Origin of the sequence: Streptomyces sp. NPDC001843, from assembly GCF_042891955.1 — a bacterium.
Taxonomy (GTDB): Bacteria; Actinomycetota; Actinomycetes; order Streptomycetales; family Streptomycetaceae; genus Streptomyces.
In genome coordinates this window covers 434,760-454,192 of the sequence record NZ_JBIATQ010000004.1, presented here as the reverse complement: position 1 = coordinate 454,192, position 19,433 = coordinate 434,760, and the positions used below count along the sequence as shown (strand labels likewise).

Genomic DNA, 19,433 nt, shown 5'->3' with positions numbered 1-19,433 from the left:
ATGGTCCGCTGCTCCGATCAAGCCGTCTGCCGCACCTGTCCCCCGCATCCTACGGCGCACGTCGCCGCAGGCCACTGTGGGAGGATCGGTGCACTCGCAGGTACAACGTCGCACCCACAAGGAGCGTGCCCATGTCGTCGAATCCGCTCGCCGAGACCGTCGCCGCCCTGATGCCCAGGGCGAGGGCGGAGCTCACCGAGCTGGTGGCCTTCAGGTCGGTCGCGGACTTCGACCAGTTCCCCCGCAGCGAGAGCGAGGGCGCCGCGAACTGGGTCGCCGACGCCTTGCGCGCCGAGGGCTTCGAGGACGTGGCCCTGCTCGACACCCCGGACGGCACCCAGTCGGTGTACGGGTACCTGCCGGGCCCGGAAGGCGCCAAAACGGTTCTGCTCTACGCGCACTACGACGTGCAGCCGCCGCTGGACGAGGCCGCCTGGGTCACCCCGCCCTTCGAGCTGACCGAGCGCGACGGCCGCTGGTACGGCCGCGGGGCCGCCGACTGCAAGGGCGGTGTGATCATGCACCTGCTCGCACTGCGCGCCCTGAAGGCGAACGGCGGTGTGCCCGTGCATGTCAAGGTGATCGCCGAGGGCTCGGAGGAGCAGGGCACCGGCGGCCTGGAGCGGTACGCCGAGCAGCACCCCGAGCTGCTGGCGGCCGACACCATCGTGATCGGTGACGCCGGCAACTTCCGCGTCGGTCTGCCGACGGTCACCACGACCCTGCGCGGAATGACGATGGTCCGTGTGCAGATCGACACCCTCGAGGGCAATCTGCACTCCGGCCAGTTCGGCGGCGCCGCCCCCGACGCGTTGGCCGCGCTCATCCGGGTCCTGGACTCGCTGCGCGCCGAGGACGGCTCGACCACCGTCGACGGGCTGGCGCCCGAGACCCCCTGGGAAGGCCTCCAGTACGACGAGGAGCAGTTCCGTGCCGACGCCAAGGTGCTCGACGGGGTCGGCCTGATCGGTGACGGCACGGTCGCCGACCGCATCTGGGCCAAGCCGGCCGTGACCGTGATCGGCATCGACTGCCCGCCGGTCGTCGGCGCCACCCCGTCCGTGCAGGCCCGCGCCCGCGCCCTGATCAGCCTGCGGGTGCCGCCGGGCGTGGACGCCGCCGAGGCGACCAAGCTGCTCCAGGCCCACGTGGAGGCGCACACCCCGTGGGGCGCGCGGGTGAGCTTCGAGCAGATCGGCCAGGGCCAGGCCTTCCGCGCCGACACCACCAGCCCCGTGTACCGGGCGATGGCCGACGCGATGGCGGTCGCCTACCCGGGCCAGGAGATGCAGTACGCCGGCCAGGGCGGTTCCATCCCGCTGTGCAACACCCTCGCGGCCCTCTACCCGCGGGCCGAGATCCTGCTCATCGGCCTCAGCGAACCGGAGGCCCAGATCCACGCGGTCAACGAGAGTGTCTCCCCTGAGGAGTTGGAGCGCCTGGCGGTGGCGGAGGCGCACTTCCTCACGCTGTACGCGGCGGGCTGAACCGCTCTGCCCACGGCAGAGGACCCTCGTCCCCGGGCGGGGGCCCTGCCTACGGTCGGCGCATGGACGTCATCGAGCTCTCCCCCCGCCTGCACCTGCTGCGCTTCCCGGTCGGCCAGGCCTATCTCTGGTGCGACCGGGACGAGTTGACACTGATCGACGCCGGCGTGGCCGGCTCCGGACGGGCGATCGCCGACGCGGTCACCGCGCTCGGGCGGAAACCGTCGGCCTTACGGCGGATCGTGCTGACCCACTTCCACTGGGACCACGCGGGCGCGGCAGGCGAGTTGGCCGCCCTGACCGGCGCCGAGGTGCTGGCGCACCGCCTGGACGCACCGGTCGTCCAAGGGCAAGTCGAAGGCCTCCCACCGGTGTTCGAGGACTGGGAGCGGCCGATCCACGCCGAAGCCCTGAAACACCTGCCACCGGATGAGCCGGTCGTCCCGGAACACGTCACCGAACTCGCCGACAGCGACGTCCTCGACTTCGGCGGCGGCGCCCGGATCGTCCACGCCCCCGGTCACACCCACGGCAGCATCGCCGTCCATCTTCCCCGGCACCGCGTGCTGTTCACGGGGGACGCGGTGGCGGCGGCGCCGGGCACCGGGGCGGTGATGCTCGGCGTCCTCAACCTCGACCGGGCGCAGACAGTCGCCTCGTTCCACCGGCTGGCGGACCTCGACGCGGACGTGGCCTGCTTCGGTCACGGTGATCCGGTCCTCGGTCGGGCATCGGCGGTCCTTCGCAAAGCGGCGGACACCTACGGGGTGCCTGGCTGACCATGGCGTTATGCCGCTCCCCGCACGCCTCGCCGCCCACACCGGCATCGCCGCCTCCCCGGACCTACTCGGCGACCGGGAACTGGCCGAGCGGGTGGCGTCGCCGTGCTGATCAGGGCCGATGGCAGAGCTTCCCGCTGCTGCACACGTGGCGGTTCCTGCCCGAGCGGCCGTCAACGGCCCGGTGGTCGCAGAGTCATAGGGGCTGGCCGCACTGCACCACCTTCAACGCCCCGAAGGCCAGCAGTCCTTGCACGCCGCCTTCGTAGCCGTACCCGCTCGCACCCCGCCCGCCCAGCGGAGCGTCGGGTGCGGCTCCCGGCGAACAGTTGATCCCTACGTTTCCGGCGTCGAGCCGTCGCGCAAGGTCACGCGCGTGCGCCGTCTCCCCATAGACGTAAGCGGACAGTCCGTACGCGGTGCTGTTGGCCAGCGCGACCGCCTCCGCGTCGTCGCCGTAGCGCACGACCGGGGCGACCGGACCGAACGGTTCCTCGTGCAGGATCCGCGCGTCCGGCGGCACGTCGACGATCACCGTGGCCGGATAGTGGAAACCCGGCGACCGGGGCATGCGCCCACCGATGACCACGCGCCCGCCTCGGTGCACGGCGTCCTCGACCAGAGCGTGTACCTCGTCCCGGCGGCGGGCGTTGTTCAGCGGCCCCATGGTTCCACCCGGTTCGTCGTCCGGTGCGGGCGCGCGTTCGGCGAGTTTTCGTACGAAGGCCTCGACGACGCGCTCATGCACGAGGAAACGACTCGGGGCGCCGCAACTCTGGCCGCCGGAGCCGAACTTCGCGGCGCACAGAGCGTCCGCTGCACCGTCGAGATCCGCGTCGGCGGTCACGATCACCGGGGCGTGGCCCCCGAGTTCGAGAACGCAGGGAGTGAGCCGCTCGGCCGCGGCCGCGGCCACCATACGGCCGACCCGCGTCGAGCCGGTGAAGGTGACCCGACGGAATTCCATGCAGCGCACCAGGCCCTCGGCCTCGGCCGGGGCGGCGTGCACCATCTGGACGACGCCTTCGGGCAGTCCCGCCTCGGCTGCCGCGTCCACCACCGCGGCCGGGACGCACGGGACCTCCTCCGGGCCCTTGACCACGACCGAGCAGCCCATGGCGAGTGCCGGGCCGAGCTTGCGGGCGAGTACCACGGCCGGGAAGTTCCACGGCACGATCGCCAGGACCGGACCGGCGGGATCCGCCCATAGCTCGCGGGTGAGCCCGGCGCGCTCGGGCAGCGGGGTCGGGCGCGTGGCGTCGAGGACGGCGTCGGCGCTCCACCGCAGGGTCTCCACCGAACGCTCCAGCTCCACCGTCGCCTCGGCCGGTGTCTTGCCGTGCTCCTGGCTGAACCGGCGGGCCAGGTCGGGCAGCCGCCGTTCCAGGGCGCGGGCAAGATCCCGCACCTTGGCGGCCCGGTGCTCCATGGGCGTCCCAGCCCAGCCCGGCAGCGCGTCCGCGGCCGTGCGCGCGATCCGGCGGACGTCCGCAGCGGGGAGCAGCGGGACCTCGCCGATCTGCTTCCCGGTCCGGGGGTCGACCACCGGTGCGACCGCGCCGCGCGGAGTCTGACCGGGCGGGCGGTCTCGGTGCGCCGTGCCCGTGCGGGGCGTCTCGGTGGCCATCAGATCGCCGGCCGGTAGAAATAGGTGCGCCGACCGACGATCCTGCCGTCGCGGACGGTGTACGTGTCCGCGAACTGCTCGTCGAGACAGTCGCCGGTTCTGCTGGTGCCGGTGAACCTGCCCCAGCAGGCCGCGGCCTCCAGGTCGCTCACGATGTGCAGCACCTGATGGCGCCCCGCGGCGACGACGCGTTCCATGCGGTAGAACCGCTCGATCCTCCGCAGGCCGCGCAGGGGCTCGTAGCCGGGACGGTCGTACACACAGTCCTCGGCGAAGACGCGGCCGAGGTCGTCCCAGCGTGCCGCGTCGATGATGGAGAAGAGCTGGGTCACCAGGCTCTCCGCGGAGCGAATGACCGTCGTCGGTGTAGCCATGCCGTCCTCTTCGCGTCGGGGGTTCCGCGAACCCGGGTCAGGCCAGGAGCAACGCGGCGGGCACCTCACGGATGCCGTCCGCGTCCTCGAATTCGTAGGAGAGGGTCGCGAGGGCCTTGGCGATCACGGCGGTCATCGCATCGTGGTCGTCGCAGGCGCCCCAGAGGATGTCCATCTCATGGGTCATCACACCGCCGGGCAGCTGGTCCCCCGGCCGCGCGAAAAGGCGGTAACCGGAGATACCCTCCAGCCGCCGCACCTCGCGCCGGCCGTGGACGGCGACGAGCCGACAGGGGGTGACCGGTGCAAGCCCGTGATGCTGGAAGTGGACTCCGGCGGGGCGGAGTTCACGGGCCTCGATGGGCTCGCCGAGCGCCTGCAGCCCCGCGAGCCGCACCAGGTCGACCCCGCACGCGCGACGGGCCAGCTCGTTGATGTGCCCGCCGACGCGCCCGTTGACCTCGATGATCCGCGGTCCCGCCGGGGTGAGCTTGATCTCGGTGTGGGTCAGGCCGGTACGGACTCCCAGTGCTGTGAGGGCCCGTGTCGTCAGATCGAGGATCTCGCCCCGTTCGGCGTCGGACACCTGGGCCGGCCAGTACTGGCCCGGCTCCCGGAACGGCCGTACCAACGGGAACTTCCCGGTCAGCGCCAGGTGGGTGACCCCGTCCGGACGGCACAGGCTCTCGACGGACACATAGTCGCCGGACGGCAGGCCGGCCCTGCCCGGCAGCAGTTCCTCCGCGACGAAGGGCGCTCCCTCGTCGGCAGACGTGCGCACCGCGGTGAAGAGCTCCGCCAGCAGGTCCGGCGCCCGCGCCGCGTCGTGCACCGCGTAGGTGTCGCGGCTGCCCTCGCCCCGTACTGGTTTGACGATCGCCGGGAGCCCGACCGCGGCGACCGCGGCCGGCCAGTCGCCGGGACTGTGCAGCGGGTGGCTGCGCACCTCGTCCACCTCTGCCTCGCGCAGTCGCCGACGCTGGCGCGCCTTGTCGGTGAGCAGCCGGGCCGTCCCGACGTCGTGGAAGGGCAGCCCGACGTCCGCGGCGAGCCGGGCTGCCGTGCGCAGCATCGGCTCGCTGAACGTGACGAGCGCTGACGGCGCGCGCGCACGCAGCGCGGCCGCGTCGGCCCCCCGGTCGCCCGTGAGCGGAAGTACGGCGCCCAGCGTGTCCAGCACCCCGCGCAACCGGTCCACGTGTTCGGTGGGCTCGACGACGAACACGATGTCCGCGAGGTCGCTCAGGCCTACGGCGATGTCCCCGGCGGCGACCGCGCCCTTGTCGTACACGACGGCGATGACCGGCCGGCTCCGGGTCATGCGCGCACCGCCCGGGACGCGGAGGGAAGTTCGGCCTGCGCCTCGGGCTCCCGCGCCGCGACAGCCAGTGCCAGCCGGTAGAGCTCGGCGTAACGCGCCGCGTGCTCGGGGGCCACCAGGGCGGGGTCGAAGTCGACGACAACCCGGCTGCCGCCCTCCAGGCCCTCGACTTCGAAGTCGACGCGGAAGGGGAAGCTGGGCTTGCCCGCCACCCACCAGTCGTCGGTCCGCAGGGTGGCGAGGCCTGCGAGACCGTCGTAGACGTGGAAGTCGGTGTAGTTGAACGTGACGTCGAAGGCCGGGCGGCCGAGCCGAGCCTCTGTCTCGGCCAGTGGGTAGGCCCGGTACGGCACGGACCGGCGCTCGGCCGCCATGGCGTCCGCGGCGAGCTCGGCCCAGGACCGCGCGGTCCGGGCGAACCGCAGGGGGAGCGTGTTGAGGTGCAGGCCGACGACGAGGTCGGCGTCCGGTGTCTCCGGGCGTGTGCTGACCACCACTCCGGTGACGACATCATGGTCGCGTCCGACCCAGGCGGCGAGCGTCCGGACGTGCGCACCCAGTACGAAGGCCTTCAGCGACGTCCCCGCCCTGCGTGCACCGGCCCGCAACGCCGTCAGCAGTTCCGGTTCCAGATCGAAGGCGTGCTGCGCCACCGCGTCGGCCGCGGTCGGCCTGCGGTCCGGATCGATCAGCAGGGCAGGTGCGTCGGCCTCGGCCAGCCAGAAGGCCGCGGCCTCGGCAGAGGCGAGCGCCGCTGCCTCGGCTGCGGCGAAGTCCCTGTGGGCGGTCGCGGGCGGCTCGGGCAGGTTCAGGGCGGCACCGCGCAGCAGAGCGTCGTACGCCGTGAGAAGGTCCATGACCAGACGGCCCAGACCCCACCCGTCGGCAATGGCGTGATGGCAGGAGAGCGCCACCTGGAAGGAGCCGGGTGAGGTCACGACGTGGCAGCGCAGCAGGGGCGCGGTGCTCCAGTCGAGGGGGCGGCTCGCCTGCTTCACGCTCCACGCCCGGACGAGTTCGGCCGCCCTGTGCGGGTCGTCACCGGGCGCCGCTTCGACGGTGAACCGCGCTTCGGCCTTTTCCCAGACCAACTGGGTGGGCACGGAGAAGGTGCCGAGGTCGAAGGAGCTGCGCAGAGCGGGGTGGCGACGGCAGACCTCTGCCCATGCCTGTCGGAACAGCGTCTCCTCGAAGGGGCCGTGGGTCCGCCAGCCGATCCGGGAGTGGTACAACTCGGGATCCTCGCTGGTCTCGCACAGGTAGATCATGCCGACCTGGAGCGCCGAGGCCGGGATCGCCTCCAGTACGCCGTCGGGAACCAGTGCCCGGTCACCCGGGGCGAGCAGTTCGGCGGGGTCCGGCGCCACGGGGGCGGGAGCGGTCACCGCAGGGTTCTGCGCAGCTGTGGACCGCTCCAGGTGGGACGCCAGTTCGCGGGCCGTGGGGTGGTGGAGCAGGTCTCGCAGTGAAACCGGTACGCCGCGGGTCTGTGCCTCGGTGACGACGCGCAGCGCGGTGAGCGAGTCCCCGCCCATCGCGTAGAAGTCGTCGTCCGGTCCGATCTCCGGGTCGCCCAGGTGCGTACGCACGAGGTCCAGCAGCAGGTCGGTGACAGAAGCAGTCATGGATTCCCCCTCAGAGCGGACGGGCCTGGGTCGGCATGCCGCTGCGCGCTCGGGCGCGCAGCCGGGTACGGACGGGCAGCCGGGTGTACCCCGCGACGAAGTTGGAGGCGAGCCGGCGTGGCGGTCCGGCCGGCTCGAGTTCCTCGACGAGGGCGACGATCTGCTCGAAGAGGATCCGCAGGGTCATCCGGGCGACGGCCGCCCCCAGGCAGTAGTGGGGGCCGTAGCCGAACGCGATGTGCCGGTTGTCGGCGCGGGGCAGGACGAACCGCTCGGCTTCGGCGAAGACGGTCTCGTCACGGTTGGCGGAGCCCACCCACACGGCGACGGCGTCCCCCGCCGGCACCCTTCCGCCGCTCAGTTCCACGTCGGCGACCGCGTGCCGCAGGAAGGAACGGGCGGCGGACGTCCAGCGCAGCCCCTCCTCCACGAGCGCCGGGACCAGGTCCGGGTTCTCCCGCACGGCCCGGTACATGTGCGGGTCGTGCGCGAGTGCGAGCACGGTGCCCGCCGCGGTGTGCGCAGTGGTCGCGTTCGCACCGAGCAGCACGCTGTAGCAGTTGACGACGACCTCGTCGCGGCTGAGCGCGGCGCCCTCGACGCACATCGTCGCCAGACGGCGGATGAGGTCCTCGCCCTCGGTGCCCGCCCGCGAGCGTGCCTCGCGCGCGAAGTACTCGAACAGTTCGTGGTGGGCGATGGCGAGCGTCGCCCCGCTGCTGCCCACGCGACAGGCGGGGTCCTCGGGCGCGGCCGCCATGTCCGTCCAGCGGGCAAGGTCCGGCCAGTCCTCCTCGGGGAGGTCCATCAGGGCCGCGGCCGCGGCCATCGGCAGCCTCGCGGCCTGCTCGGCCACGTCCCACACCCCGTCTTCGGCGACGGACCGCACCAGTGTGTCCACAGCTGCCCGGACCCTCTGCTCCGCCGCCACCAGCGAGGCTCCGCTGAACAGGGCCCGCAGCGGTCGGCGCAGCTCGCCATGACGGGGCGGGTCCGTGGCGACGAGCATCTTGCCCGCGGCCGCGTCACCCTTGCCGAGCTGCTGCAGGAGGCTGCCGCGCTCGGAAGTGAACTCGCGGTGGTTGCCCAGCACCCGGCAGGCGTCCTGGTAGCGGGTGACGGACCAGAAGCCGCGTCCGTCCGGCAGTTCCTGGCGGTGCAGCGGAGCTCGTCTGCGCATCGCCGCCCACACCCTGTGGGGGTCGTCCGCGGCGTGGAAGCGCGCGTCGAACAGGTCCACGGCGTCCAAGTCGACCGCGTCGAGGTCTGCCGCGGACCAGCCGCCCGTCGGGCCGTCGCTCCTCATGGTTCCACCCTCGCCTTCTCGACCACGCGGGCCAGCCCGGCGGGGCTCGGGTCCCCGTAGAAGGAGCGCGGCGGTATGTCGACGCCGTATGACCTCCGCAGTTCGTCCAAGAGCGTGACGGCCAGTAGCGAGTGGCCCCCGATCTCGAAGAAGTCGTCGTCGGCTCCGATGCCCACGATGCCGATGTGGTCGGTCCACAACTGGACGATCGCCTGTTCCAGCGGTGACTCGGGCGCACGGTGGGCGGCGCTGAGTTCAGGTCGGTCGGCCACCGTCGCGCCGGCCAGGGCGGCGCGGTCCACCTTGCCGTTCGAGGTCAGCGGCAGCGTGTCCACGATCCGTAGGAGGGCGGGTACGCAGTAGTCCGGCAGTACGCGCCTCAGCCGCTCCCGCAGGTCGAGCACGGACACCTGGCTCCCTTCGGTGACGACCACGCGTCCGACCAGCCGGCGCTCCCCTGAGGGTGCTCGCTGGACGACTACGGCCGCCCGGGCCACGTGGGGCAGCGCGGCCAGCGCCGACTCCACCTCGCCGGTCTCCACCCGGAAGCCCCGGATCTTCACCTGGCCGTCGTCGCGCCCGAGGAACTCCAGCGTGCCGTCGGGCAGTCGCCGCACCCGGTCACCGGTGCGGTACATCCGGGTGCCCGGGGCGTCGGTGTACGGGTCGGCCACGAACCGCTCGGCCGTCCGCACCGGATCACCCAGATAGCCGTGGGCCAGGCCCTCGCCGGTCGCGTAGAGCTCACCGGTCCCACCGTCCGGCACGGGACGCAACCGTTCGTCGAGGACCCGCACCCCGCTGCCTGCGATCGGCCGACCGATCGGGACCGTACCGGTGGCCGGTGCCTCGCGCACGGGGTGGCAGCAGGTGAACGTGGTGTTCTCCGTGGGGCCGTATCCATTGACGACCGTCGTCGTCGGCAGCGCGGTCACCGCGCGCGCGACGTGCGGCACGGACAGTACGTCGCCGCCGGCCAGGAGATGGCGCAGCCCGCGCAGGTCCTCCAGGCCGCAGTCCACGACCTGGTGGAAGAGCCCGGCGGTCAGCCACATCACCGTGACGCCCTCGTGGGCCGCGTACGCGGTCAGTTCGGCGACGGAAGGCCGCCCGGGCGGGGCGACGGCCAGCCGTGCCCCGTTGAGCAGCGCTCCCCAGACCTCCCAGGTCGAGGCGTCGAAGGCGAGGGGCGCGAACTGCAGGAACACGTCCCCCGCGCGAATGTCGGCAATGTCCGTACCGACCACCAACCGCAGCACCGCCCGGTGCGGGACGCACACCCCCTTGGGACGGCCCGTGGATCCCGACGTGAAGGCGACGTAGGCGATGTCCTGCGGACCGGTCCCGGCGGCGGGCCGCGGGGCCGGTGCATGACCGGCCGCCGCTCCGGCAGCGCCGGCACCGAGCACGACACGGCCCTCGGCCCGCAGTTCGGCGGCGGCGCCAGGCTCGGCCAGCACCACCTTCACCGATGCGTCGTCGAGCATCTTCCGCCCCCGCTCAGGGGGCTGTCGCGCGTCCAGGGCGAGATAGGCGGCACCCGCCTTGAGCACGGCCAGCAGCATCACCACGGCTGCGGCGGAGCGTTCGGCGTGGACGCCGACCACGTCCCCGGGCCGCACTCCGTGCTGCTCCAGCAGACGCGCCGTCCGCTCGGCCCAGGCGTCGAGTTCGGCATAGGTCAGGTCGCCGTCGTGGGCGGTGACGGCGGGGGCGCCGGGTGTTTCGCGGACCCGTCGGGCGAACACACCGTGGATGGTCTGCATCGTCAGCCGTGCCCTTCTGTGTGACCGGTTCCCGCTCCGCTGGGCTGCGGGCTTCCCGGCTCGGCGAGCAGACGGGCGAGAAGTTCCGTCAGCTTGTCCGGCGCGGAGAGGAAGGTGTAGTGGCCGCCGTCGAGGACGGGGAACCGGACGTCCGCCGAGTACTCCTGCCAGGGCCGGATCTGCTCCGGGGTGATTTCGTCGTCGTCCGCCCAGTGCAGTGCGGTGATGCCGACGGGCAGACGGAGCGGTCGCTCCCGGCGGTAGCTGCGGTTGGCGTCGAGGTCCTGGTGGAGGACCTCCAGCGTCAGCTCGATCAGGGCTGGATGCGGGGTGCCGCCCCGCTCGACGATCAACCGGCCCAGTTCCTTGCCGAGTTGCTCGTCATCCATGTCCAGGAAACGGTCCTGCGGACAGTGGTGCGGGGGTACCTGGGCCGAGACGACCAACTGGTGCGGCAGTGGCAGGCCGTTCTCGGCGAGCAGGGCGACCGTCTCGAAGGCGGGCAGCGCTCCGGCGCAGTGCCCGAACAGCAGGAAGGGTCGATCCAGATAGGGCAAAAGCTGGTCCACCAGGTCGCGCGCGAGCACTTCATAGGTGCCGTAGTGCGGCTCCCGGACGCGATTCTCCCTGGCGGGAAGCTGGATCGGGCACACCTCGGCGGGGCCGATCCACCTGGGCCAGCCACTGAACATCGAGCCGCCGACACCGGAGTACGGGACGCAGAAGACACGAGCCCCGGCGGCGTCGGACGGCTTGCGCAGCAGTCGGCTCGGAAGCCCACGGACGTCGTTCATGTCCACGACACCACGGTCTGGTCGTCGACGAAGCCGAGGATGCCGGCCAGCGTGGTGCGACGCAGTTCGGGATCGGTGTTGGGCTCCACCGCGTGGACGTGCGCACCGTTGAACACGTAGACGTCCCCCGCGTGCACCTCGACCCACTGCAGCTCGATTCCCTCGAGGGTGTCCAGCGGATAGGGGGAGCCGGTGTAGTGCAGGCCCAAGGCCCGTTTGCAGGAGTCGTCCGGCCTGATGTTCCAGTAGGCGAGCCGACCGCCGTCGCCGTTCTCCAGGCATATGTTCAGGGCCGCGGGCTGGTACGCGGCGACCTTCTGTATCTCGAAGTCGGCCTGTTGCGGTTCGGTGCACTGCGCGAGGTCGTCGTGCGGGGCCAGCGCATACTCCCCCCGACCGTGCCAGGAGCGCAGCAGCCCGCGGCATGCCTCCCGGCCGTCGTGCCGGGCCAGGCGCGCCCTGGCGCCCTCCTCGGCGAGCGCCCGGTTCAGACCCTCGTGGAAGAGCGTCAGGGGATCGTCGGGAACTGCCAGCACGTCGTCGAAGGCGGCCGCCACCTCGGCCGTCTCGTCCAGGTAGGCCTTGGTGGTCTTGTGATAGTGGTAAGCGCCCAGGAAGTGGCCGGGGGCTTCCACGCCGCGGGTCTTCCGTGCTGGGCTGGCCCAGAATCGTTCCGCCAGCGCGGAGCAGGTACCGGGCTCGACCATGCCGCGGAACATGACTCCCGCGACGCGGCCGTGCAGGACGTCGAGGACGGCCTGGGGTTCGAAGGTGGCGTACTCGCGGAAGAGGAAGTAGTCGGTGTCGCCGCTCCAGCCGGTCAGACGTCGGCTGGGCGCCGTGCTGTCGGTCGTGGCGAACGCGGTCATGTGTTCCTCCAGTCAGGGGTGGCCGGGGTCCTGTGCGTCGCCGGCCTCGGGGCGGGCATCGGACGGGCCGGGGGCATGGACGCGGACCGTGGACGGCCCGCTTCCGGGGGACTGCCGGTCGTCCGCCGCCCGTACGGAGGGCAGCAGCAGAACGACGGGACCCGCGAGCACGATCAGCACACCGGCCCACAGCAGCGCGGGGCCGACGCCGAGTGCCGCCGACGCGGGACCGGCGAGGGCGAGTCCGAGTGGTACGAACGCGAAGGAGCCCACCGACTCGTAGGACATGACCCGCGCGAGCTTCTCCTCGGGCACGTTCTTCTGCAGGGCGGTGTCCAGCAGCACTTCGTAGACGTCGATGCAGACGCCGGCCGCGAAAGCCAGCGCGGCGGCGGCCACCACGGGCGCCTCGGCGGCGAGCAGGAACAACGGCAGCGGGAAGCCCATGGTCAGCACTGCGGCGAGCCGGATCGGGCGGTGCGTGCGCAGTCGTACGGCCGTGGTGCTGCCGACCACATAGCCGACGGCCTGGGCGGTCAGGATCGCGCTCCAGGCAGGTGCCCCGCCCAAGTGCTCCTTGGCGACCACCGGACCGAGCACGTAGAAGCCTCCGGCCAGCAGCACGTTGACGAAGCACAGTTGCGCCACCATGACCCACACCCACTGGCGTGCCGTGAACTCCTTCCAGCCCTCACGCAGTTCGTGGACCAGAGAAGGGGCCGAACCGGCCTGTCCGGTCGCCGTCAGCCGGATCCCGGACAGGAACGCGGCGGAGATCAGGAACGAGGCCGCGTCGATGGCCAGGGTCGGCCCCGGGCCGACCAGCGCGACCAGGACTCCCGCGATCGCCGCGCCGATGATGTTCCCGCCGCGCATGGCCAGTTGCAGCAGGCCGTTGGCGGACTGAAGGACGTCCCCGGAAACCAGTTGCGGCATGACGGAGCGAGAGGCCGGTTCGAACAGCGCGGCGGCAGCGCCGTTGACACAGGCCAGACAGGCGAGCGACCAAGTGGTGGCGTGTTCGGTGATCACCAGCGCGGCCACCGCGCTCTGCGCGAGTCCGGCCACCACGTCCGCCCCGACCATCACCCGGTACTTCGGCCACCGGTCGGCGACGACCCCGCCCAGCAGGACGAACACCACCTGGCTCGCCAACCGGGCGGTCAGCACCAGGCCGAGACCGGTGGCCGATCCCTCGGGCAGGCCGAGCACGGTGAAGGCCAGGGCGACCGGAGCCATGGCGTTGCCGAGCAAGGAGACGGAACGGGCCGTCAGCAGGTACAGCACCGAGCGGTTGCCCAGCACCTGGAGGTTCGACGGCAACGCTCACCCGCCCATGTCGTCGTCCAGCCGCCCGGCGGTCGCCAGGCCGGATGGCCGGAGATCGGTCCAGTGCTCCTCCACGTACGCCAGGCACTCCGGCCGGGGGCGGTCCGCGAGGGCCACGTCCCAGCCCGGCGGGACATCGGCGAAGGACGGCCACAGTGAGTACCGGCCTTGCGAGTTGCGCAGGACCCGGTACAGCGCGTCCGGATCGTCGAAGGGGTTCGTCGTCATCGTTCGCTTCCGTTCGCACGGGCTGTACCAGCCCGTTCGGGTGGCGTGAGTCGCTCGAGGGCGGCGGAGAGGTGGCGGCCGATCTCCGCGAGCGGGGCGGGGTGGTTCATGTTGGTGTGGGTGGTCTCGATCGGGTGGGAGATCACCTCGCCGCCGACGAACTCCTTCCAGACGTCCGGGGTGGGAGCTCCTTCGGTGCGGCCCTGTGTCGCCATGAAGAACAGCACGTCGCCGGTGATGGTCTTGGGCTCGTACGTGCCCACGATGTGCCGGTTGTGGGCCATCGCCGTCAGAAGGGCGACCAGTTGCGGTTCCCGGAGGCCGGCGAGGGCTCCGGTGTCGTTGCGGAGGATCTCCACCGCCTTGGCGATCTCGGGCGAGCCCTCCTGGGGGATGGCCTCGGGCCGGCTCGGGTCCAGCAAGGCGGCCAGCATCTCCCGGTCGTCAAGACGGTAGTGGTTCGGTACGCCCGGATAGCAGTCCAGCATGGTCAGCAACGCCACCTCGTGACCCTGCCGCTGGAGCCGGGCGGTCATCTCGAAGGCGACGATGCCGCCGAACGACCAGCCGAGGAGGTGGTAGGGGCCGGTGGGCTGGATGGCCCGCATCCGCTCCACGTAGTCGGCGGCCATGTCCTCCACCGTGGCGGGCATGTCGTCCGGGTGGAGCAGGCCCCGTGCCTGGATGCCGTGAACGGGCACGTCGGCGGGAAGGTGCTTGAGGAATCCCGCGTAGCTCCAGCTCAGGCCGCCGCCGGGGTGGATGCAGAAGAGTGGGGGGCGCGTGCCACCCGGGCGCAACGGGAGCACGACCTCCAGTGCAGCGTCCCCGTTGTCGATGCCGACGCGTTCCGCCAGCCCGGCCACAGTGGGCGCCTCGAACAGGCTGCGCATGCCGATCTCGAGGCCCAGGGTGGTGCGCACCCTGCTGATGAGCCTGGCCGCCAGCAGTGAGTGACCGCCGAGCTGGAAGAAGTCGTCGTCGATGCCCACCGTCGACAGTCCGAGGACTTCGGCGAAGAGTTCGGACAGCACTTCCTCGCGTGGTGACCTGGGCCGCCGGGTTCCGACTCGGCCGGTGAGGTCGGGCGCCGGCAGCAGGTCCCGGTCGAGCTTTCCGTTGCCGCGCAGCGGAAGGGTGTCCAGGCTGACGAAAGCGGCCGGCACCATGTGCTCGGGCAGTCGGGCCGAGAGGTGGTCACGCAGCTCGGCGGGGCCGGGAGCGCCCGGCGGCTTCGGTACCACGTAGGCGACCAGCCGTTTGTCACCGGGGTTGTCCTCGCGGACGACGACCGCCGCCCTGGAGACACCCGGATGCTCGGCCAGGACCGTTTCTATCTCGCCCGGCTCGATACGGAAGCCGCGCACTTTGACCTGGTCGTCAGCCCGTCCGATGAACTCCAGGGTGCCGTCCCGGCGCCAGCGGACCAGGTCCCCACTGCGGTACATCCGTTCCCCGGGCACTCCGAAAGGGTTGGCGACGAACCGTGCGGCGGTCAGTCCGGGCTGCCCCAGATAGCCACGCCCGACCCCGGCGCCCGCCAGGTACAGCTCACCCGTGACGCCGACGGGTACCGGGTTCAGCCACTGGTCGAGGACATGGACACGGGTGTTGGCCAGAGGTCGGCCCACAGGAATGACACCGTCGAGGTCCTCCCGGCGAACCCAGTGGACACAGCTCATCATCGTGGTTTCGGTGGGGCCGAGTTGGTTGACCACCTCGCAGCCCCAGACGTCGAGGAGCTCTCGCGCCTCGCCGGTTCGCAGCGTCTCCCCCGCCGTGCCGACCAGGCGCAGCGAGGAGAAGTCGGCCGGGTCGGCCCCGTAGACGATGATCGACTCCAGCAGCGAGGGAACCACACAGAGGATCACCGTGGGTCGGCTGCGGCGGATGGTGCCGATGACGACACCCGGGTCCCTGCTGCCCTCCTCCGGGAGGAGGGCGACGGAGGCGCCCACCGCCAGCGGCCCGAAGATCTCCCGCACCGGCGGCTCGAAGGCCAGGGATGTGATCTGCAGGCTGACGTCCCGCTCGGTCAGGCGGAACCGCTGCGCCATGTCGAGCAGCCGGTTCACCACGCCGCCGTGCTCGATCATCACGCACTTGGGCCTGCCGGTGGAGCCGGAGGTGTAGATGACGTACGCCAGGTCGCTGCCGCCGGTGATGCGGGCAGGCCGTGCCACCGGAGCGGAGGCGAGCCTTCTGTCGAAGTCCGCACGGATCACCTCGGTACCGGTCTCAGCGATGCCGTCGGCGAGGTCGCCCCGGCTGATGAGGAGGGCCGCACCGCTGTCGGCGACCATGTACCGCAACCGTTCCCGTGGCAGCTCAGGGTCCAGGGGCACGTATGCGCCGCCCGCCTTCCACACGCCGAGAAGAGCGGCCACGGCCTCGGGTCCCCGCGGCAGGCACACGCCGACCACCGTGCCCCGGCCGACGCCCCGTGCGCGCAGCAGGTGGGCGTACTGGTTGGCCCGTTCCTCGAGGCGTCGGTAGCTCCAGCGGACGTCCTGCTGCATCAGGGCCACCGCCTCCGGAGTACGGTCCGTCTGTTCCTCGACCAGATCCGCCACAGTCGCCCCGCGTGGGAAGGGCGCGTCCGTGTCGTTGCGGTCGATCACCAGCAGCCGGTGTTCCGCCGGGTCGAGGACGGCGAGGCGACCGAGCGGAACGCCAGGTCGGGCCACCGCGTCCCGCAGCAGACGTACCAGGCTGGCCGAGATGCGCTCGGCGGTCTCCCGGTCGAACAGGTCGAGGCTGTACTCCAGGTCGCCCTCGATCCGCTGCGGCCCACGGGACCGGCCGCCCTGGGCATCGAACTTGAAGGACAGGTCGAACTTCGCGGTGCCGGTGACCACCGGCTGGGGCGAGACCTCGAGGCCGGGCAGGGCGAAGTCGTCCGCGATACCGTTCTGGGCCGCGAACATGACCTGGAAGAGCGGATGCCGGGCGGCCGAGCGGTGCGGATTGAGCACCTCGACCAGCTGCTCGAACGGCAGGTCCTGGTGGTCGTACGCGACCAGGTTGCCGGCTCTCACCCGGCGCAGCAGCTCCGCGAAACCGGGATCGCCCGAGGTGTCGACGCGGGTCACCACGGTGTTGACGAAGAAGCCGACGAGGTCGTGCAGCGCCTCGTCGCCACGTCCCGCGACGGCGTTGCCGATCGGGATGTCGGTGCCCGCCCCGAGACGGGTCAGAGTTGAGGCCACCGCGGCCTGCAGGACCATGTGGACCGTGCAGCCGCTCTGCCGTGCCAGGGCGAACACCTCGGCGCTCAGCGTCTCGTCGAGATCTATGGGGACCGTGTCACCGAGGAAGCTCGGCGTGACCGGGCGAGGACGGTCGGTCGGCAGGCAGAGTTCCTCCGGGGCGTCCTCCAACGCGGCCTGCCAGTGGGCGAGTTGCCGTGCCGCCAGGGCGCTGGGCCGGTCGCCCTCCCCCAGCAGCCGCCGCTGCCACAGCGCGTAGTCGGCGTACTGGACGGCCGGCGGCGGCCATGCCGGCGCCGCGCCGGTCAGCCGGGCGGTGTACGCCTCCGCCACATCCCGCATCAGCGGTTCCAGCGACCAGCCGTCGCCGGCGATATGGTGCACCACCAGGAGCAGCACGCTCCGCTCGAACCCCGTCTCGAACAGCGTGGCCCGCAAAGGCAGTTCGGCGGTCAGGTCGAAGCTGCGTCTCGCCTCCGCGCCAAGGAGGGCGTCGACCTCGTCCGGGCCGGTACTGCGTACGACGAGCCGGGGTGCGGCGTCGGCCGGGTCGAGAATCCGCTGGTACGGGGTACCGTCCCGGTCGATGTACAGCGTCCGCAGGATCTCGTGCCGCCGTATGACGTCCTGGAGGGCCGCTTCAAGGGCCGGAACGTCGACGCGACCGGCCAGGCGCAGGGCGTAGGGGATGTGATAGGCCGGGTTCTCGCCGTGCACCTGGTGCAGGAACCACAGGCGCTGCTGGGCGAAGGACAACGGGACGTCGCCGGAACGTTCCACCGCGGTGAGAACGGGAAGGGAGGGATCCGCGTCCCTGTCGAGTCTGCGGGCGAGGGCCGCGGCGGTGCGGGTCTCGAACAGGTCCTTGAGGGCGATCTCCGCGCCCAGCACGGCCCGTATTCGGTTCACCACGCGGATGGCCGTCAGGGAATGGCCGCCGAGCAGGAAGAAGTCGTCGTCGGGGCCGACCGCGTCGCGGTCCAGGACCTGGCAGAACAGCTCGCGGACCAACTCCTGGCGCAGGGAGCCGGACAACGCACCGCCCCGTGTCCCCGGCGCCTTCGCCGGTGCGGCGGGCAACGCCACCCCCAGTCCCGCCAGGGCGTCGCGATCCAGCTTCCCGTTGGCGGTGAGGGGCAGTGCCTCCACCGTCCGCAGCGTCGCGGGGATCATGTAGTCCGGCAGCCGCTCCCGCAGGTGGGCACGTATGACGGACTCTTCGAGAGGGACCGACGGTGTCGGCACGACGTAGCCGACCAGTGCCGGTGCGCCCTCGATGTCCTCCCGCGCGGCGGCTGCCCGCCGTACGGCGGGGTGGTCCGCCAACGCCGCCTCGATCTCGCCCAGCTCGATACGGAAGCCGCGAACCTTGACCTGCTCGTCGGCCCGGCCGAGATACTCGATGTCGCCGTCGGGCAGTCGGCGGCCCAGGTCTCCGGAGCGATAGCCGCGCACGGGGTGTCCGTTCGGGCCGCGGACGGTCACGAAGCGCTGGGCCGTGAGTTCCGGGCGGCCCAGGTAGCCGAGGGCGACGCCCGGGCCGGTCACCACGATCTCGCCCTGCTGCCCGTCGGGGACGGGCAAGAGGTCTTCGTCGGCGATCAGCACGCCGAGGTCGGGCAGTGGCCGGCCGATCAGGCCGGCGCCGCGGCCGAGGTCCTCGTGCAGCACCCGCCGGAAGGTGGCATGCACGGTGATCTCGGTGATGCCGTACATGTTGACCAGGGCCGGGGCCTGGTCACCGTATTTGTCCATCCACGGTGCGAGATCGGTGAGGCGCAGCGTCTCACCGCCGAACACCACCCACTTCAGGGGCAGCCTGTCGGTGTGGCGGACCTCTTCGGCGACCAGTTGGGCGAAGGCCGTGGGGGTCTGGCTGAGGACGGTCACCCGCTCGGCCGCCAGCAGCCGACGGAACGAGGCCGGATCCCGGGCGGTGTCCCCGGGAACGATCACGATCCTGCCCCCGTGCAGGAGAGCCCCCCACATCTCCCATACGGAGAAGTCGAAGGCGAAGGAATGGAAGAGGGACCACACATCGTCCTGGTCGAAGCCGAACAGGTCGCGGGTAGCGTGGAACAGCCGCAGAACGTTGTGGTGGCTGACCTCGACGCCCTTGGGGCGGCCCGTGGTTCCTGACGTGAAGATGATGTAGGCCCGGCCGGACGGAGTGACGTCCGAAAGGGCGTCAGGCCCGTCCGCGGAGACGTCCGGCAGGTCGTCGACGTACAACACGGGTACGCCGGCGGGAAGTCGGCCGGCCAGCGGTCGCGAGGCCAGCACCAGCCCGGGGGCCGCGTCCTCGGCGATCAGCTCGGCCCTTGCCCGGGGGGCGGCCGGGTCGAGGGGGAGGTAGCAGTTGCCGGTCTTGAGGACCGCGAGCGCGGCGGCCACCATGTCGGACGAACGCTCCAGGAGGACCGCGATCGGCCGGTCCGCCGCCGGCACCCGGCGCAGAATGTGCTTCGCCAATGCGTTGGCGCGCATGTCCAGGCGTCGGTAGCTGAGACTCTCCCCACCGCATCGAACGGCTTCCCGCTCAGGATGCTCCCGCACCACGGCGGAGAAGGCGTCAAGCAGTGTCCCCGGGGAGGAACCAGCACTTGCGGAAGAATCTTCTGAGCTCAGCATCAAACCCCTCGTAAGGCCTCGCTGCACGTTGTGGAAGCGCGACGCAATGCTGGACCGAGAACTGCCGGACGGATCCTTTGTTTCCCGC

13 protein-coding genes are annotated in these 19,433 nt (G+C 71.6%); 2 read left to right on the top strand and 11 right to left on the bottom strand.

The window, feature by feature from the left end; genetic code table 11:
* Positions 1 to 131 precede the first annotated feature (131 nt).
* Positions 132 to 1,487 carry a dipeptidase gene (locus tag ACFYZQ_RS13475; RefSeq protein WP_389145843.1) on the top strand — a complete coding sequence of 452 codons (1,356 nt, stop codon included), beginning with the start codon at positions 132 to 134 and terminating at the stop codon, positions 1,485 to 1,487.
* 62 nt (positions 1,488 to 1,549) lie between these two features.
* A complete protein-coding gene (locus ACFYZQ_RS13470) occupies positions 1,550 to 2,266 on the top strand; it encodes an MBL fold metallo-hydrolase (protein WP_389145841.1) in 717 nt (238 codons plus the stop codon).
* A 196-nt stretch (positions 2,267 to 2,462) separates the two neighbouring features.
* Here the strand turns inward: ACFYZQ_RS13470 and ACFYZQ_RS13465 are convergent, their stop codons facing one another.
* Genes ACFYZQ_RS13465 through ACFYZQ_RS13415 form a run of 11 tightly spaced genes read right to left on the bottom strand, consistent with a single transcriptional unit; the run spans position 2,463 to position 19,345 of the window.
* On the bottom strand, positions 2,463 to 3,893 hold the full coding sequence (locus ACFYZQ_RS13465) for an aldehyde dehydrogenase family protein (RefSeq protein WP_389145838.1): 1,431 nt from the start codon (positions 3,891 to 3,893) through the stop codon (positions 2,463 to 2,465).
* Positions 3,893 to 4,267, bottom strand: a complete 375-nt coding sequence (locus ACFYZQ_RS13460) for a nuclear transport factor 2 family protein (protein ID WP_389145836.1) — start codon at positions 4,265 to 4,267, stop codon at positions 3,893 to 3,895. The genes ACFYZQ_RS13465 and ACFYZQ_RS13460 overlap by 1 nt, the downstream gene beginning before the upstream one ends.
* Positions 4,268 to 4,304: 37 nt before the next feature.
* Positions 4,305 to 5,588 (bottom strand): acetyl-CoA carboxylase biotin carboxylase subunit family protein, encoded by a 1,284-nt coding sequence (locus ACFYZQ_RS13455; RefSeq protein ID WP_389145833.1) that lies wholly within the window; start codon positions 5,586 to 5,588, stop codon positions 4,305 to 4,307.
* Positions 5,585 to 7,213 carry a condensation domain-containing protein gene (locus tag ACFYZQ_RS13450; RefSeq protein ID WP_389145830.1) on the bottom strand — a complete coding sequence of 543 codons (1,629 nt, stop codon included), beginning with the start codon at positions 7,211 to 7,213 and terminating at the stop codon, positions 5,585 to 5,587. Before ACFYZQ_RS13450 ends, ACFYZQ_RS13455 begins: the two co-directional genes overlap by 4 nt.
* A 10-nt stretch (positions 7,214 to 7,223) precedes the next feature.
* Entirely contained in the window at positions 7,224 to 8,519 is a 1,296-nt protein-coding gene (locus ACFYZQ_RS13445; protein ID WP_389145827.1) for a cytochrome P450, read from the bottom strand.
* On the bottom strand, positions 8,516 to 10,285 hold the full coding sequence (locus ACFYZQ_RS13440) for an amino acid adenylation domain-containing protein (RefSeq protein ID WP_389145824.1): 1,770 nt from the start codon (positions 10,283 to 10,285) through the stop codon (positions 8,516 to 8,518). The genes ACFYZQ_RS13445 and ACFYZQ_RS13440 overlap by 4 nt, the downstream gene beginning before the upstream one ends.
* A gap of 2 nt (positions 10,286 to 10,287) precedes the next feature.
* On the bottom strand, positions 10,288 to 11,079 hold the full coding sequence (locus ACFYZQ_RS13435; RefSeq protein WP_389145822.1) for a thioesterase II family protein: 792 nt from the start codon (positions 11,077 to 11,079) through the stop codon (positions 10,288 to 10,290).
* The gene (locus ACFYZQ_RS13430) at positions 11,076 to 11,948 is read right to left on the bottom strand and encodes a hypothetical protein (protein ID WP_389145820.1); all 873 of its coding nucleotides are present in this window, start codon (positions 11,946 to 11,948) and stop codon (positions 11,076 to 11,078) included. Before ACFYZQ_RS13430 ends, ACFYZQ_RS13435 begins: the two co-directional genes overlap by 4 nt.
* Positions 11,949 to 11,960: 12 nt before the next feature.
* Positions 11,961 to 13,271: an MFS transporter gene (locus tag ACFYZQ_RS13425; RefSeq protein WP_389145818.1), complete on the bottom strand. Its 1,311-nt coding sequence runs from the start codon at positions 13,269 to 13,271 to the stop codon at positions 11,961 to 11,963.
* 3 nt (positions 13,272 to 13,274) lie between these two features.
* Positions 13,275 to 13,505 (bottom strand): MbtH family protein, encoded by a 231-nt coding sequence (locus tag ACFYZQ_RS13420; RefSeq protein WP_389145816.1) that lies wholly within the window; start codon positions 13,503 to 13,505, stop codon positions 13,275 to 13,277.
* Complete coding sequence (locus tag ACFYZQ_RS13415; protein WP_389145814.1) at positions 13,502 to 19,345, bottom strand: amino acid adenylation domain-containing protein; 5,844 nt, start codon at positions 19,343 to 19,345, stop codon at positions 13,502 to 13,504. The genes ACFYZQ_RS13420 and ACFYZQ_RS13415 overlap by 4 nt, the downstream gene beginning before the upstream one ends.
* Positions 19,346 to 19,433 lie beyond the last annotated feature (88 nt).

Excerpts from the sequence above, each read along its gene's own strand:
- ACFYZQ_RS13440 (WP_389145824.1), bottom strand. The coding sequence starts at position 10,285 with ATGCAGACCATCCACGGTGTGTTCGCCCGACGGGTCCGCGAAACACCC.
- ACFYZQ_RS13475 (WP_389145843.1), top strand. The coding sequence starts at position 132 with ATGTCGTCGAATCCGCTCGCCGAGACCGTCGCCGCCCTGATGCCCAGG.
- ACFYZQ_RS13430 (WP_389145820.1), bottom strand. The coding sequence starts at position 11,948 with ATGACCGCGTTCGCCACGACCGACAGCACGGCGCCCAGCCGACGTCTG.
- ACFYZQ_RS13415 (WP_389145814.1), bottom strand. The coding sequence starts at position 19,345 with ATGCTGAGCTCAGAAGATTCTTCCGCAAGTGCTGGTTCCTCCCCGGGG.
- ACFYZQ_RS13445 (WP_389145827.1), bottom strand. The coding sequence starts at position 8,519 with ATGAGGAGCGACGGCCCGACGGGCGGCTGGTCCGCGGCAGACCTCGAC.
- ACFYZQ_RS13460 (WP_389145836.1), bottom strand. The coding sequence starts at position 4,267 with ATGGCTACACCGACGACGGTCATTCGCTCCGCGGAGAGCCTGGTGACC.
- ACFYZQ_RS13420 (WP_389145816.1), bottom strand. The coding sequence starts at position 13,505 with ATGACGACGAACCCCTTCGACGATCCGGACGCGCTGTACCGGGTCCTG.
- ACFYZQ_RS13455 (WP_389145833.1), bottom strand. The coding sequence starts at position 5,588 with ATGACCCGGAGCCGGCCGGTCATCGCCGTCGTGTACGACAAGGGCGCG.
- ACFYZQ_RS13435 (WP_389145822.1), bottom strand. The coding sequence starts at position 11,079 with ATGAACGACGTCCGTGGGCTTCCGAGCCGACTGCTGCGCAAGCCGTCC.
- ACFYZQ_RS13450 (WP_389145830.1), bottom strand. The coding sequence starts at position 7,213 with ATGACTGCTTCTGTCACCGACCTGCTGCTGGACCTCGTGCGTACGCAC.
- ACFYZQ_RS13465 (WP_389145838.1), bottom strand. The coding sequence starts at position 3,893 with ATGGCCACCGAGACGCCCCGCACGGGCACGGCGCACCGAGACCGCCCG.
- ACFYZQ_RS13470 (WP_389145841.1), top strand. The coding sequence starts at position 1,550 with ATGGACGTCATCGAGCTCTCCCCCCGCCTGCACCTGCTGCGCTTCCCG.